This is a genomic window from Arthrobacter sp. Z5-13, from assembly GCF_056499105.1.
In genome coordinates, this window is record NZ_CP096460.1 from 1,462,002 (window position 1) to 1,476,726 (window position 14,725).

13 protein-coding genes are annotated in these 14,725 nt (G+C 62.5%); 8 read left to right on the forward strand and 5 right to left on the reverse strand.

What is annotated here, in order from left to right; all coding sequences use genetic code 11:
• The first annotated feature begins 221 nt into the window (after positions 1-221).
• From M1E02_RS06935 to M1E02_RS06950, 4 genes are all read left to right on the forward strand, one after another.
• On the forward strand, positions 222-2,075 hold the full coding sequence (locus M1E02_RS06935; RefSeq protein ID WP_479377359.1) for a S1C family serine protease: 1,854 nt from the start codon (positions 222-224) through the stop codon (positions 2,073-2,075).
• Between the two features lie 265 nt (positions 2,076-2,340).
• Positions 2,341-3,141: an electron transfer flavoprotein subunit beta/FixA family protein gene (locus M1E02_RS06940; protein ID WP_479378089.1), complete on the forward strand. Its 801-nt coding sequence runs from the start codon at positions 2,341-2,343 to the stop codon at positions 3,139-3,141.
• Positions 3,142-3,156: 15 nt separating this feature from the next.
• Positions 3,157-4,110 (forward strand): electron transfer flavoprotein subunit alpha/FixB family protein, encoded by a 954-nt coding sequence (locus M1E02_RS06945; protein WP_479377360.1) that lies wholly within the window; start codon positions 3,157-3,159, stop codon positions 4,108-4,110.
• Between the two features lie 3 nt (positions 4,111-4,113).
• Positions 4,114-4,890 carry a PIG-L deacetylase family protein gene (locus M1E02_RS06950; RefSeq protein ID WP_479377361.1) on the forward strand — a complete coding sequence of 259 codons (777 nt, stop codon included), beginning with the start codon at positions 4,114-4,116 and terminating at the stop codon, positions 4,888-4,890.
• Positions 4,891-4,895: 5 nt separating this feature from the next.
• Here the strand turns inward: M1E02_RS06950 and M1E02_RS06955 are convergent, their stop codons facing one another.
• The 4 genes from M1E02_RS06955 to M1E02_RS06970 form a co-directional block, all read right to left on the reverse strand.
• Complete coding sequence (locus M1E02_RS06955) at positions 4,896-5,699, reverse strand: anti-sigma factor (protein ID WP_479377362.1); 804 nt, start codon at positions 5,697-5,699, stop codon at positions 4,896-4,898.
• Position 5,700: 1 nt separating this feature from the next.
• Entirely contained in the window at positions 5,701-6,306 is a 606-nt protein-coding gene (sigK, locus tag M1E02_RS06960; protein WP_479377363.1) for an ECF RNA polymerase sigma factor SigK, read from the reverse strand.
• A gap of 203 nt (positions 6,307-6,509) precedes the next feature.
• Positions 6,510-6,977 carry a tRNA (cytidine(34)-2'-O)-methyltransferase gene (locus M1E02_RS06965; protein WP_479377364.1) on the reverse strand — a complete coding sequence of 156 codons (468 nt, stop codon included), beginning with the start codon at positions 6,975-6,977 and terminating at the stop codon, positions 6,510-6,512.
• A 58-nt stretch (positions 6,978-7,035) separates the two neighbouring features.
• Entirely contained in the window at positions 7,036-7,980 is a 945-nt protein-coding gene (locus M1E02_RS06970; RefSeq protein WP_479377365.1) for a J domain-containing protein, read from the reverse strand.
• A 206-nt stretch (positions 7,981-8,186) separates the two neighbouring features.
• Here M1E02_RS06970 and M1E02_RS06975 point away from each other — a divergent pair, with 206 nt between their 5' ends.
• Both M1E02_RS06975 and M1E02_RS06980 read left to right on the forward strand, forming a co-directional pair.
• A complete protein-coding gene (locus tag M1E02_RS06975; RefSeq protein WP_479377366.1) occupies positions 8,187-8,933 on the forward strand; it encodes a hypothetical protein in 747 nt (248 codons plus the stop codon).
• A 72-nt stretch (positions 8,934-9,005) separates the two neighbouring features.
• A complete protein-coding gene (locus M1E02_RS06980; protein ID WP_479377367.1) occupies positions 9,006-10,253 on the forward strand; it encodes a cysteine desulfurase family protein in 1,248 nt (415 codons plus the stop codon).
• Here M1E02_RS06980 and M1E02_RS06985 read toward each other — a convergent pair.
• Positions 10,232-11,488, reverse strand: a complete 1,257-nt coding sequence (locus M1E02_RS06985) for an NAD(P)/FAD-dependent oxidoreductase (protein ID WP_479377368.1) — start codon at positions 11,486-11,488, stop codon at positions 10,232-10,234. The genes M1E02_RS06980 and M1E02_RS06985 overlap by 22 nt on opposite strands.
• A gap of 239 nt (positions 11,489-11,727) precedes the next feature.
• Between M1E02_RS06985 and mnmA the strand changes: the two genes are divergently transcribed.
• Both mnmA and M1E02_RS06995 read left to right on the forward strand, forming a co-directional pair.
• Positions 11,728-12,849 carry a tRNA 2-thiouridine(34) synthase MnmA gene (gene mnmA, locus M1E02_RS06990; protein WP_479378090.1) on the forward strand — a complete coding sequence of 374 codons (1,122 nt, stop codon included), beginning with the start codon at positions 11,728-11,730 and terminating at the stop codon, positions 12,847-12,849.
• Between the two features lie 228 nt (positions 12,850-13,077).
• Positions 13,078-14,709, forward strand: coding sequence for an ABC transporter substrate-binding protein (locus M1E02_RS06995; RefSeq protein WP_479377369.1), 1,632 nt, complete (start codon positions 13,078-13,080; stop codon positions 14,707-14,709).
• The last annotated feature ends 16 nt before the right edge of the window (positions 14,710-14,725 follow it).

Consider the following 14,725-nt stretch of genomic DNA (forward strand, 5'->3'; position numbering starts at 1 on the left):
GCCCCCACGCATGTCTAGCCGCAGGGTCGCTGAGGCATTTCCATTTGATTCTATGGTGCACCTTTTGGGCCGTCCACATGAGGGAATATGCCACCAGCGAAACGCGCTTAAAGCCTTACGGCAGCAGTGAGAGAGTCTTTCAGGAACCTCCCAGCAAACGTCCGCATTAGTTTCAGTCGCAGCATCCATAGTTAATGCAGACACGGATGAAAGGAAGTCCAATGACTGAGAACCCACAAGGCGGTTCGCCCGAGAATCGGGAACCCCTGGAACCGGGCGTCGAAGAGGCCAGGTCCCGTAAGGCAGCAGGGGAGCCGGGTGCCCCTGACGCCGGAGCTGTGGCCTCAGGTGAGGAGCACTCCGCAGGAGGTCCTGCACACTCTCCGGACACTGCCAGCCCCGAGGCATCGCAGCAGGCCTACGCGAGCGGCCACACGTCCGCTGAGTACGGGTCCGCCCGCAGCGAGGGGCAAAACGCCCCCACCGAACGGTCTGCCCCTACCGAACGATTTGCCCCCACCGAACAGTTCGCCCCGCCGGCGGCCCACGCCCAGAATGCGACCACCGCGCAGTTCGCCTCTCCAACCCATGAGCCAGCAACCCATGAGCCTGCAACCCATGAGGCCACTGGCCAGCAGGCCGGCCAGCAGCCCCCGAACACCCGGGCCTTTGGCAACCATAGCCACACACCGGGCCACCAAAGCCACGCACCCGGCAACCAAAATCACGAAGCCGGTCAAGGAGCCCACAGAGGCAACGGACCGCAGTTCGGGCAGCAGACCCCGTTCTACGGTTCCCAAAGCGGAGCCCACGCGGGCGGTGGCCAGCCTCCGTACGGCCCGTCGCATGTATCCCACCCCGCGAATTCCCCGAAGCGAAAGGCGACTTTCGGCGTCGGCACACTTGTGGCCAGCATTCTTGCAGCCGGCCTGGTTGGCGGCGGCGTTGTGGCGGCGAGTGACGCGTTCCTGGACGAGGGTTCTCCCGCAGCCGTCAGCAGCAGCCAGCAGGGCACAGTGATCGTCAATAACAAGGATGACGTCAACGTCATCACTGCCGCGGCGCAGAAGGCTTCCCCGAGCGTCGTTACCATCAAAGCCACCGGTGGCGGGGAAGGTGGAACGGGATCGGGCATCATTCTCGATGCCGAGGGCCACATTCTGACCAACACCCATGTGGTGACGCTTGACGGCAAGGCTGCCAATGCCACGGTTGAGGTGCGTACGAGCGATGGACGGGTCTTGCCGGCCAGCATCGTCGGTACCGACCCGTTGTCCGATCTTGCCGTCATCAAAGTGGACAACGCTTCCGGCCTGGTCCCCGCTACGCTGGGGGACTCGGCAAAGCTCAACGTGGGGGACACCGCCGTCGCCATCGGATCCCCGCTGGGTCTGACCGGCACGGTCACGGACGGCATCGTCTCCACGCTGAACCGCACCATCAGCGTCGCCTCCTCTGCCGCGCCCAAGGGTGGCGGCGATGATTCCCAGGGCGACGACGAAGGCGGCTTCAAGTTCGCACCACCGGACGGCGGGCAGGGCCAGAGCAGCGCGGATCAGGGCTCCATCTCCCTCAACGTGATCCAGACTGACGCGGCTATCAACCCCGGGAACTCGGGCGGGGCGTTGGTTAACAGCAAGGGTGAAGTTATCGGCGTGAACGTCGCCATCGCCTCCGCCGGGGGCGACTCCAGCAGCAGCGGCAACATCGGCGTCGGCTTCAGTGTTCCGATCAACCACGCCAAACGGGTTGCGCAGGAGATCATTGACACCGGCAAGGCAAGCCATGGTCAGTTCGGTGTCAGCGTCAAGGCGAAGTCGGCGAGCAACACAGCGTCAGCGTTCTCGATAGGTGCCGAAGTGGCAACGGTCGAGTCCGGTTCGCCGGCAGCCAAGGCCGGCATCAAGGTTGGCGATGTGGTTACCAAATTCAACGACCTCGCCATCAGCGATCCGAACCAGCTGACGGCGGCGGTGCGCGAACAGCCGGCAGGAGCTTCGGTCAAGGTCACCATCCTTCGAGGCGGCCAGGAGCAGCAACTGGATGTGACGCTCGGAGCAGCGGCAGAACAATAGAAAACCGAACAGGAATGACGGCGGGGCGCCCATTGGTGCCCCGCCGTCGCTTTGTTCGCGTCAAAGTGCTTGGGCTCGATTTGCGGGGAACCGGACCGTTGACCGCAACTGGGTCTGAAACAGGCGTTAACGCGGGCCGCAGGTATGGGCCGCTATATGGTTAGCTAGGATTTACCCGCACCCCTGGGAAGATCCGCGGACATGACCCCACCCGGCTGGCATTCCATGGACATGGAGTGCCGCTGAACAGAAAGTGGAAGAGACATTGAAGATCATCGTGCTGGTCAAGCATGTTCCTGACGCCCAATTGGACCGTCACCTTAACGGCGCGGACTACACAACAGACCGCGCTGAGAGCATCCTGTCCGAGCTGGACGAATATGCGCTTGAAGCCGCCCTGCAGCTGACAGAGGCCCAAGGTGGCAAGGGAGCCGGCCACCAGGTCATCGCCTTGAGCATGGGCCCGGCAGGAGCAGCCAACGCCATCAAGAAGTCCTTGCAGATCGGCGCCACTGAAGGCGTCCACCTCAAGGATGACGCCCTCGCCGGCTCGGATGCCGCCGCCACGTCCTTGGCGCTGGCCGCAACTGTCCGCTATCTGAGTGCTGGCGGCCCCGTGGACCTGATCCTCACGGGTATGGCTTCCACGGACGGCGAAACCTCCCTTGTGCCTGCACAGTTGGCCGAACGCCTTGGCCTCCCGCAGGTGACGTTGGCTTCGGAGCTTGAGGTCTCCGACGGTCGGATTACCGCCCGTCGCGACAGCGACACCCACTACGACACCATCGAGGCGCCGTTGCCTGCGGTGGTATCAGTGACGGACCAGATCAACGAGCCGCGATTCCCCAACTTCAAGGGCATCATCGCTGCGAAGCGGAAAACCATCACCACCTTGTCCCTGGCGGATATTGGCGTCAACCCGGCCGAGGTGGGCCTGTCGGGCTCCTGGACGGCCGTGCAGAATGCCGAGCCGCGTCCGCCGCGCACAGCCGGCACCATCATCACCGACGAGGGAGACGCCGGCATCCAGCTGGTTGACTTCCTGGCCGCCCAGAAGCTGCTCTAAGGGGAATCCACGAATATGGCAAAAGTACTTGTATTCATTGACAATCAGGGCCCCGCTCTCAAAAAGAGCAGCCTTGAGCTGCTGACCATTGCCCGTACGCTCGGCGAGCCGGTTGCAGCCTTCAACGGCGAATTCAACGACGACGTCGCTGCTGCCTTGGGCTCCTACGGTGTCACTGCGTTGTACCGTCCGGGCAGTGAAGACCTGGACAGCTATCTCGTAGCTCCCAAGGCCGCCTACCTGGCCGAAGCTGTTGCCGCGACGGGTGCCGCCACGGTGCTCATCGAGAACTCATCGGACGGCAAGGAAATCGCAGCCAGGCTGGGCATCAAGCTCGGAGCAGGCGTAGTGACCGACGTCGTTGGAGTCGACGCGGACGGCGGGGCTCACAAGTCGGTTCTGGCCGGGTCCTACAAAACGGTATGCCGTGCCACCACCCCGGTCTCGATTCTGACAGTCAAAGCGAACTCAGTAACCCCTGAACCTGCTGCCACCGCTGCCGCACCCGAATCCCTCACCATTGATGTTCCAGCCACCGCCACGGCGAACGCAGCCCGCATCACAGGACGCAGCAACAAGGCAACCAGCGGGCGCCCGGACCTTCTCGATGCCCGGATCGTAGTGGCCGGCGGGCGCGGTATGGATGGCGATTTTGGCCCCGTGGAGGAGCTGGCGGACGCGCTGGGAGCTGCAGTGGGAGCTTCCCGTGCTGCTACCGACGCCGGCTGGATCAGCCACGACGCCCAGGTGGGTCAAACCGGGAAGACCGTTTCTCCTGAGCTTTACATTTCCGCCGGCATCTCGGGGGCGGTGCAGCAGAAGGCAGGTATGCAAACGGCCAAGGTCATTGTGGCAATCAACAACGACGCCGAGTCGCCTGTTTTCGAGATCGCTGATTTCGGCATCGTGGGGGATCTCTTCGAGGTCCTGCCGCAGGCCACCGCAGAAATCAAGAAACGCAAGGGCTGATGATTGAGCACTGATCCTGTATCAGCACAGAGCCCGTTCAACCCGGCCTTCCGGGTTGAGCGGGTCCTCTGTTTTGGAGCCCATCCCGATGACATCGACTTCGGCGCTGCCGGAACGGTCGCTGCCTGGACCGCGGCGGGTGTGGAGGTCAGTTACTGCATCATGACCGACGGCGACGCCGGGGGGTTTGACCCTTCCCAGCGTGAAGCCATTGTGGCCCTTCGTGCAGAGGAGCAACGCAGGGCAGCTGCCCTGGTCGGAGTGTCCCAAATCCACTACCTCCATGAGCGTGACGGCTTCCTGGAACCCTCGCATGACGTGATGCGGGGAGTCGTGAAAGTCATCCGGGAAGTCCGCCCCGACGTCGTACTCTCCATGCACCCGGAGCGCAACTGGAACCGGATCCAGAAGAGCCATCCGGACCATCTGGCCGTGGGGGAAGCCGTGACGCGCGCCGTGTATCCGGCCCTGGAAAACCCTTTCGCCTATCCTGAGTTGGCCGAGGCCGGGCTTGAGGCTTACAAGTTGCCTTGGCTATGGCTTTTCGCGGGACCGGAGGAGCGGGAGAACCACTTTGTGGACGTCACCCACCACGTGGAAGACAAGCTCGCCGCCATTCACGTCCACACCAGCCAGCATCCCGATGTTCAGGCCATGGACAGAACCGTGCGGGGACTGATGTTGCAGAACGGGCAGCGCGCCGGCCTGAAGGAAGGCCGCAGCGCAGAAGCCTTCCACGTGGTCAGAATAAATGGAGACAGCACCATCGCCGGTTTCTGAAGGAGTCAGGCTCCCAAAGTAGCTGCGGCGACCGGTGGCGTGCTGGGTGACCCGGATCCGCCCAGCGGTTCCACGGTGATTCCCAGCGAGGCTGCCGTCTGGATGCCGTCGACGACTGCTGGTTTCGACAGGGCTTCAGCGTCCATCAGGCCCTTAGAGACCGGTGCTGAACCGTCCTTGGGGATCAGCCACATCTGGTAGACCTTGCCTTCCGGGGGTGCCGGAACACCGTCCATCGTGACCACCAGGGCATTCTTCGACGGCGAGATCGCCAGGTTTGCGGTGCCGCCGCCGGTTACGCCAACACTCGCCTTACGCAGATCCTGGGCCTGGAGCACCTGGTTCAGGGGATCGTTCTGGTACGCGTTGTAAGCGCCTATCCCTACTCCGCCCAAGGCCAAGGCTGCGGCGGCCGCCACACCAACGATCCAGTTCCTCATCGAGCCGGACCGGCGTCGTTCCTCACGCCGTTGGCGCGCGGCTGCCAAGGCGTCGGGGACGGGCGCAGGGGCTTCCTGCTGTACAGGCAACTGAGCCATGATGCGGCCGAAGAGGTCCGACGACGGCTCCTCCTCGGCGGTAAAACTTGCGGCGAGCGTCTCGCGTGCCTGGCGCACCCGATCGTTGAAGGCCTGGCGTTCTTCCGCTGCCGCTGCTGCTATGTGCCTCTCCAGCGCCGCCCGCTCCTCATCGCTTAGCGCGTCCAGGGCGTAGAGTTCAGCCAGTTCCGCTGCGCGTCCGGCAGCAAGGTCGGTGGCAATGTCTCCGGAAAAAGTCATCGGATCACGATCGTTGTTGTTTTCAGTCATCTCAACTCACACCCAAACAGGTCTTCAACCGGATCAGTCCGTCACGGATGCGGGATTTGATAGTGGGCACGGCGGCGTTCAGCTTCTCGGCAACTTCGCGGTAGGTCAATCCGCCGTAGTAAGCAAGGCGAACGGACTCCTGCTGGGTTTCAGTCAGCGTGCCCAGGCATCGCACTACGGCCTCAGCCTCCAGCCGGCTGTCCACTTCGTCCGAAACGGAGTCGTGGTCAATGTCCTGGCTGTTGGCTCCGTACTTAGCTTCCCTGTCCGTGGCGGACTGGGTGGAGCGCACCTTGTCCACTGCGCGGCGGTGGGAAATGGTCATCAGCCAAGCCAAGGGGCTTCCAGCTTCATTGTTGAATCTGGACGCATTTTGCCAAACCTGGAGAAAAACCTCCTGAGTTGTATCCTCGCTAAGCTCCGCATCGATCAGGACCCTCCGCGCCATTCCATACACCCGCCTCGAGGTGAGCTCATAAAACTCCGAGAAGGCGGGCTGGCTTCCGGCCGCTATCTGGGCGAGCAGTGAGCCCAGGCGGCGGTTCAGGTCGAGACTGGTGCCAGTCGAGGCGGCGGCCTCAGAATTGGGCGCATTGGGAGTGTCCATCACTGTCAAGCATATGTCGGCGGGAGAGCGTGCGGGAGCGTGGAGGCCAAGGGAGGACCCGCCCGGGGCAACAGTCTCTCTTTCCCCGCCAAGGCTTGCCGTCAGTGTTTTCACCTTCCGCTCTCACGTTCCCTCCGCTAGCTTTCCTGCTAGTGATTCGGCGCTGGCGGGGTTTCGGATGGGAAGGAGGCAGCTGCTGTCTCCTACAGCCTGGCTCCGGCGAATCCATTCTGCCGCCATGCCTCGTAGACGGCAATGGACGCAGCGTTGGCCAGGTTCAGCGAGCGCAAGGACGGGAGCATCGGCAGCCGGACACGCGAGGTTACATGGGGATCGGACTTGATGGATTCCGGAAGTCCCACGGATTCCTTGCCGAACAGCAGGACGTCGCCCGGCCGGTAGCTGATGTCGGTATAGGACGCCTCGCCGTCGGAAGTGAAAGCGAAAACCCGCTCCGGTTGAAGGGCCTCCCACGCGGCGTCGAGGTCCTGGTGGACGGTGACAACGGCGAGGTCGTGGTAATCCAGCCCCGCCCTGCGGAGCTTGGCGTCGGAGAAATCGAACCCGAGAGGCTCAATAAGGTGCAACTCTGCGCCGGTTATGGCAGCCAGCCGGATGGCGTTGCCGGTATTGCCGGGAATTTCAGGGGTGTGGAAGAGGATGCGGAACACTGTCCCATAGTAGCCACCCTAATCGGCTGCCGTTGGCCCGTCCGATGCTGCCGCTGCGTCAGTGCATTCCGCGGAGCAGCCTGGCCAGCACGGGCACGTTCACCGTGTTGGGAGCCGGCCCTGAGCTCAGGAATTGTTTGAGCCCCCTCGCCAGTCCGGCAGCGTTGACCACCTGCACCATGTCCAGGCTGCTCCGGGAACGCCCGTGGTGGTCGATGACGGGCTCATGGAGGTTGCCGTCAGGGCTGTGTATGACTGTCCAGCCTGTGACGTTCAGTTCAGGGAAAATGTCCTGCATGCGTCTCACTACATGCGCCAACTGTGGTGGGGCAATGGAACGTCCGCCGTGGTTGAGGGTGCTGCCATTCCAAGCATAGGCACCCTTTGGAAGCAGCATGGAACCAATGATGGCAAGCCGGTATCCGGAGAGGACCGCATGATCGATGTGGCTGTTGTCCGCCGGGGACTGCAGCCCATTGATGAGTCTGGCAGCGGGAATGGCGGGAAGGATCTGGCGCGTGACCAGCTGTACGGTACGCATTTCACGCTGGATACGGGCCTCGGCTCCGAAAATCCCACGTTTGCGGGGCATTCCGTGCACCTGCTGGCTGGCCAATTGAAAGGGAATGAGGGGAACATATCCCTCTTGGCTGGCGGAGTCGAACGGCGGAATATAGACGGCGGGGTCCCCGGCCGTGTTCCGGGGAGTGTTTGGTCGCCGGACGGTGGACGCGGCATGGCTGCCTGCCGCGGGAGCGTCGAAGTGGGCGCCGTCGTCGTCCTCTGAGGTTCCCGTCGCGTAGGCGCGGTCGTACGCTGAACGGCGCTTGGGATCCATCAGGGTCTCGTAAGCGAGAGTGACCCGGCGGAAAGCGGCGGCGTCACCGCCCTGGTCAGGATGGGAGAGGCGTGCGGCTTTCCGGTAGGCCACCTTGATCTCCTTCTCCGTTGCCGTGACGGCGATACGGAGAACCTGATAGTGGGAGCTGCTGCCCTGGGTCAACCACGGATCCTTTTCTTGATGGTGCCAGCCCGCTCAGGCAGTCCGGTCGGGCCAGTTTAACCGGCTAGGAACACAACGACTGCACAGCCGCTCTTGGTTCCCTCCGTGGCGGGGGCATGTCCGTGGGAATCGGTTGTGGCGGCGCTGGAGATTAGACTTTTGCGGAGGCCCGTGCAGGACGGCGTCTGGGGCAGTGGGGGGACTGGGTGCAGGACGTGAATTTCAAGGCGTGGCGGGAAATGCGGCGGGATAAAGCGACTAACGGTGCCGGACATCTGTCCGGGACGTGGAGGAGCGTTCCTCGCGCACTTCTTCTCTCAGCCGGTGTTGCGCTGATGACAGCCGGCTGCAGCCTGGGTGTGCCGGATCCTGCCGCTCCCAAGGTTCTTCCCACCACCCCGGGAGTAGCCACCCCCACCATTACTCCCGGATACGATGCCGCAGCGGTTGCCGGTAAGGACATGCCCTTCTCTGCCGGCGATACGCTGCCTGCAGGGGTGCCGGTGGGGATTTCTGACGGGCTGGCCAAAGCCCCGGGTTGGACGCCCGGAAAGCAGGATGTGGCGGGCGAAAACCAGTACGTCAAGGCCGACGGCTGTGTAGTGGCTGCCAAAGTGCGGACCAACCAGTGGCCTCTGACCACCAGCGGCAATGACAAAACGTCCACCGCTGAGCTCTTCACTTACCTGGATTCAACTATCCTCCCGGACTACCTGACGCCGGCCAATCTGCGTTGGGGAGGGGAGCCGGACAAGCCCGCTCCGAACGTGGAGGTGCTGGTCCTTGAAAGCAAGCCCGGTCCCGGGGCCAAGGCGACGTCGATAATGGCCAGGATGTTCGCCAAGACCGGCTCTTCCGTCTATATCTCCATTTCCTGTCCGGATCAGGGGACGTTGTCAGCTGCAAAGGCCGACGTCGTCCAAAGGCTGGCCATTATGCCGCCCTCGAACTGACGCCAGATTCCCTCAGGCTCCGCCATGTGCTCTGCAGCCGAAGCGGCACCACCCCAACGCTAGAATTGGTGTGTGCCTGTCTATCTTGATCACGCCGCCACCACGCCCTTATCTCCGGAGGCGCTGGCTGCTCTGACGCGGGAACTTTCCCGTACCGGCAACCCCTCCTCCCTGCATGGCTCCGGCCGCCGGGCTCGTCGCTCAGTGGAGGATGCCCGTGAAGTGCTTGCAGCCGCGGCGGGAGCCCACCCCTCAGAAGTCATCTTTACATCCGGAGGCACTGAGGCGGACAACCTTGCAGTTAAGGGACTGTATTGGGCCCGCCATGGAGAAGACCCTTTGCGTACGCGCATTCTCTGCTCCGCCGTCGAGCATCCCGCCGTCCTGGACACCGTGGAGTGGCTTGAAAAACATGAGGGAGCCGAGGTCTGCTGGCTTCCCGTGGACGGCGACGGCGTGGTCCGGCTGGATGCGATCAAAGCCGAGCTTGCCCGCGACCCAGGGTCCATCGCGCTAGCAACGGTGATGTGGGCCAACAACGAGGTGGGAACAATCCAGCCGATTGCGCAGATCGTGGAGCTGGCCCATGCAGCAGGCGTGCCGGTGCACTCCGACGCTGTCCAGGCATTTGGCTCGCTGCCGGTGGCCTTCAGGGGTGTCGGCCTGGATGCGATGTCGATTTCAGGACACAAGATAGGTGGCCCGGTGGGTGTCGGGGCCCTGCTGCTGGGGCGATCAGTGAAGCTTACCCCTGTGCAGCACGGGGGAGGCCAGGAGCGGGATGTCCGCTCTGGAACGTTGGATGCAGCGTCCATCGCAGCCTTTGCCGCGGCGGCCGAAACCGTCACTCGAAACCTCTCGGCAGAATCAGCACGAATTTCCGGACTCCGGGACCGCCTCATCGCAGGAGTGGAGGCAGCGATACCGGCTGCAGTCCGGCGGGGGGCGCCTGGCGAGGGGCGTTTGCCGGGCAACGCGCACTTCACCTTCCCGGGATGCGAAGGGGATTCATTGCTGTTCCTGCTGGATCTGGCCGGCGTGGAATCGTCCACGGGCTCTGCCTGCACTGCCGGAGTTCCACGCCCCTCCCACGTGCTCCTTGCCATGGGCCTGGACGAAGAGACAGCCAGGGGAGCGCAGCGCTTCACCTTGGGGCATGCATCCACGGACGCGGATGTTGACGTGCTGCTGAGGGCATTGCCTGAGGCCTACCAACGCGCCACCCAGGCCGGCATGGCGGGACATGTGTCCTCCATTCAGACAGCCGCCACTGTTGCCCGTCAGGGTTCAGTTGCACATCAGGGTTCAGCGAGCAGCTGATCCAGGGGCACCTCGGCATCGGCAAGGGTAACCGCTGCCAGGGGCCGCCGGGAACTGATCAGTTCTTTGATCACCTTTTGGGCGGAGGGTTTGGGCTTGGGGGCTTTTGGCCAGTTGACGCTCATGCCCGCGACCACCCGCCCTTCACGCTGCCAGAAGGCTATGAACTCCTTGGTTTCGAGCGAGCCGCGTATCACGGGACTTTCCCCAGCGAGAGTTGGGAATCCCGAGTACTCCATGCTGACATCGAACTGGTCGGTGTAGAAGTAGGGGATCGTGTCGAACACGGCATCCTGCCCCAGCATGGCTTTCGCCACGGTCTTGCCGCCGTTCAAAGCATTAGACCAGTGCTCGCTGCGGTGGTGCTGCCCGGTGAAGGGGTGCAGGGCATTCGCAACGTCCCCGGCAGCATAAATGTCCGGAGCCGAAGTCCGCAGTGAAGCGTCAGTCAAGATGCCGTTGTCCAGTTCCAGGCCCGCTTCCTTGGCAAGTTCGACGTTCGGGACGACTCCGACGGCGATCACAACAATGTCTGCCGGAAGGAACTCGCCGGAGTCGGTTGTCACACCGGTTGCCTTTCCTGAGGTCCCTCGTATTTCGACGGCGGATGCGCCAAGCCTGAAACGGACGCCGTTGGCCTCGTGGAGGGTGTGGAAGAATCTGCCCAGATCCGGCCCGATGGCAGCAGACAACGGAATGTCCTCGAGCCCGATGAGGGTCACCTGGTTGCCGTAGGTGCACGCGGCCGCGGCCAACTCCATGCCTATCCAGCCTGAGCCGATCATCACGACGTTCCTGCCGCCGCCGGACAGCCTCTCCCGGAGCCAGCGGCTGTCATCGACGGCACGGAAGTCAGTTACCCCCTCAAGCCCGCTACCCGGCAGCGGTATGGTGCGGGGCTGGGCACCAGTGGCGAGTAGCAGAGAGTCGAACTGCAGCCGGCTCCCGTCAGCCAGGGTCACGCCATGAGCAGCTGGGTCAATTTCAGTGACCCTGAGCCCCAGGTGGAGGTCGACGGCGTTCTCCTGGTACCAGGAGTCGGGCACAACTGGAAGGGCTTCTTCGCCCTCTTTGCCCAGGAGGTACTCCTTCGAGAGCGGAGGTCGCAGGTACGGATGATGCTTCTCTGCGCCAATGAGTGTCAGAGTACCGGCGAAGCCTTCCGCGCGGAGCGTCTTCGCCGCGGTGGCTCCCGCCAGCCCGCCCCCGGCGATGACGATATGTTCGGCAACCATGGTGGGCCTCGATTCTGACTGGATACTGCAGGCGTCGTCTTCGCTTCTAAAACGGATACGCTTGACTTTAGAAGCGAAAGCCGGGGGCGGTCAAGGGATTTTGGGCCCTGATTCGCAAGGACAGTAGAATAAATAGGCGGGCGGTGTGCCTACCCGTATCTCAGCCGGACAACCGGCCCCGAAATCCCTAAATTTCCCGAGTTTGTCTAAAGAAAGCCAGTATGCGAGTTCTTGCAGCCATGAGCGGTGGAGTGGACTCCGCCGTTGCCGCCGCCCGTGCCGTTGAAGCCGGGCACGACGTCGTCGGTGTCCACCTGGCGCTCTCCCGCATGCCCGGAACTCTCCGGACCGGAAGCCGTGGCTGCTGCACGATCGAAGACTCACGCGATGCGTGGCGGGCTTGCGACGTCCTCGGGATTCCCTATTATGTCTGGGACTTCTCCGAGCGGTTCAAGGAAGACGTCGTCCAGGACTTCATTGACGAATATGCCGCGGGCCGGACGCCGAATCCATGCATGCGCTGCAATGAGCGCATTAAGTTCGCTGCATTGCTGGAAAAGGCAATCGCCTTGGGGTTCGACGCCGTCTGCACCGGACACTATGCCAAGGTGATTGAGGATTCCAACGGCAACCCGGAGCTTCACCGCGCTGCAGACTGGGCAAAGGACCAAAGCTACGTGTTGGGTGTACTCACGCACGAACAGCTGAAGCATTCGATGTTCCCGCTGGCCGATACACCCTCCAAGGCCGAGGTCCGGGCTGAAGCTGAGCGGCGGGGCCTGTCTGTGGCCAACAAGCCGGACAGTCATGACATCTGCTTCATCCCGGACGGCGATACCGCCGGTTGGCTCGCCGAGAAGATCGACATGACCACCGGGGACATCGTTGATGAAACCGGCTCCAAGGTGGGCGAACACCCGGGCGCCAACGCTTTTACCGTCGGCCAGCGCCGCGGATTGAAGCTGGGTACTCCCGCCGCGGACGGGAAGCCGCGCTTTGTCCTGGAGATCCGCCCCAAGGAAAATAAAGTGGTTGTCGGCCCTGAGGCGTTGCTTGCCATTGACGAAATCCGGGGCATCAAGGTGTCCTGGGCGGGCCTCCCCATCGGTGAGATCAGTACGGGTGAGCAGTTCGACTGCTATGCCCAGGTCCGCGCCCATGGCGACCCCGTCCCTGCCCGTGCGTGGATGGAGCGCTCAACTGACGAGGACGGCCGCAGCCAGGAAAACCTCGTGGTCACTCTCACCAACCCACTGCGGGGAGTTGCGCCCGGACAAACAGTGGTCCTGTACCAAGGGAGCCGTGTACTTGGTCAGGCCACCATTGATACGGCCCGCTCCCTGCAGCGCGCCGCCCTCTAAGCCGCGCGATATCCTGTTGGCCCACTCGGGCCGAAGAAAACGATAGTCCTGCATCAATCCGGTAAACATTGTGTTTCGAATCACCTGATCCGGCCTTTCCGCACCGGATTCTCTGATTGAATCTAGGCATCAGCACGGCGCGCCGTAATACGGAGTAACTTTCGAGCAAGAAAGTACTTCGGCATACCTTAGGCGGCGCGCGGTAGTCATCGAACAGAAAGTTCACAGATGCCAACAACTAAGAAAGCCCTGCGGAGTGCTATCGCGCTCGCGGGCGTTTCCGCCCTCGCCCTGACTGCCTGCACGGGCCCGTCAGGCGGCGGAACGAATACCGGCGGAGCGGGAGGTGGAACCATTACCTATGGCACCACTGACAAGGTGGTCACTCTGGACCCCGCAGGCTCCTACGATGCCGGTTCATTCATGGTGATGAACCAGATCTACCCGTTCCTGATGAACGCCAAGCCCGGAACCGCTGACTCCACCCCTGATATCGCTGAGTCAGCAGAATTCACGAGCCCCACCGAGTACACCGTCAAGCTGAAGTCGGACCTCAAATTTGCGAACGGCCACGCATTGACGTCCTCAGACGTGAAGTTCTCCTTCGACCGCGTGGTCAAGATCGCTGACCCCAACGGCCCGGCCTCCCTGCTGAGCAACCTCGCCTCCGTCGCGGCCACTGACGACCAGACAGTGGTATTTACGCTGAAGAAGGGCAACGACCAGGTCTTCCCCGGTGTCCTGGCAGCCAACTCGGGTCCCATCGTCGATGAAGAGGTCTTCCCGGCTGACAAGATCATGACCGACGACGACATCGTCAAGGAAAAGCCTTTCGCCGGCCCTTACACCGTTGAAAGCTACAAGAAGAACGAACTGGTCAGCCTCAAGCCCAACCCGGACTACAAGGGCCTCTTGGGCAAGCCGGCAAACGACGGCGCCAACATCAAGTACTACGCGGACGCCAACAACCTCAAGCTGGAGGTCCAGCAGGGCGGGATCGATGTCGCAGGACGCAGCCTGACGGCCACGGATGTCGCCGACCTTGAGAAGGATTCCAAAGTCAAGGTTCACAAGGGGCCCGGTGGTGAGCTGCGGTACATCGTTTTCAACTTTGACACCATGCCGTTCGGCGCCAAAGCACCTGATGCGGATCCCGCCAAGGCGCTCGCTGTCCGCCAAGCCATGGCCAACATCGTAGACCGGGAAGCGCTTGCTACCCAGGTTTACAAGGGAACCTACCTCCCGGCGTACTCGGTTGTTCCGGACGGCTTTGTCGGCGCTACCCAGCCGCTCAAGGAAATGTATGGCGACGGCACCGGCAAGCCCAGCCTGGACAAGGCGAAGAAGGCCTTCTCGGATGCTGGCGTCACTGCTCCCGTGACCATCAAACTCCAGTACAACCCTGACCACTACGGTGAGTCCTCAGGCGACGAATACGCCATGATCAAAGAGCAGCTGGAAAAGTCGGGACTGTTCAAGGTGGACCTGCAGTCCACTGAATGGGTGACGTACTCCAAGGACAGGACGGCCGACGCTTATCCTGTGTACCAGCTGGGCTGGTTCCCGGATTACTCAGACGCCGACAACTACCTGACGCCGTTCTTCATTCCGGGCAACTTCCTGGGCAACCACTACGAGAACCCGGCTGTGACCGATCTGATCGGCAAGCAGCTGACAACCGTTGAGAAGGCCGAACGCGAGAAAGTCCTGGGTGAAGCCCAGGAGGCCGTTGCCAAGGACCTCTCCACCTTGCCCCTTCTGCAGGGTGCACAGCTGATGGTGGCCGGGGCGAATGTGAAGGGCGTTGATACCACCCTTGATGCTTCCTTCAAGACCCGTCTTGGCGTGATTTCCAAGTAAGAGTCCCATCAGGTCC

Bases quoted from the DNA above. Each gene is read 5' to 3' on its own strand.
- M1E02_RS06945 (WP_479377360.1), top strand. From the start codon at position 3,157: ATGGCAAAAGTACTTGTATTCATTGACAATCAGGGCCCCGCTCTCAAA.
- M1E02_RS06935 (WP_479377359.1), top strand. From the start codon at position 222: ATGACTGAGAACCCACAAGGCGGTTCGCCCGAGAATCGGGAACCCCTG.
- mnmA (WP_479378090.1), top strand. From the start codon at position 11,728: ATGAGCGGTGGAGTGGACTCCGCCGTTGCCGCCGCCCGTGCCGTTGAA.
- sigK (WP_479377363.1), bottom strand. From the start codon at position 6,306: ATGGACACTCCCAATGCGCCCAATTCTGAGGCCGCCGCCTCGACTGGC.
- M1E02_RS06995 (WP_479377369.1), top strand. From the start codon at position 13,078: ATGCCAACAACTAAGAAAGCCCTGCGGAGTGCTATCGCGCTCGCGGGC.
- M1E02_RS06955 (WP_479377362.1), bottom strand. From the start codon at position 5,699: ATGACTGAAAACAACAACGATCGTGATCCGATGACTTTTTCCGGAGAC.
- M1E02_RS06985 (WP_479377368.1), bottom strand. From the start codon at position 11,488: ATGGTTGCCGAACATATCGTCATCGCCGGGGGCGGGCTGGCGGGAGCC.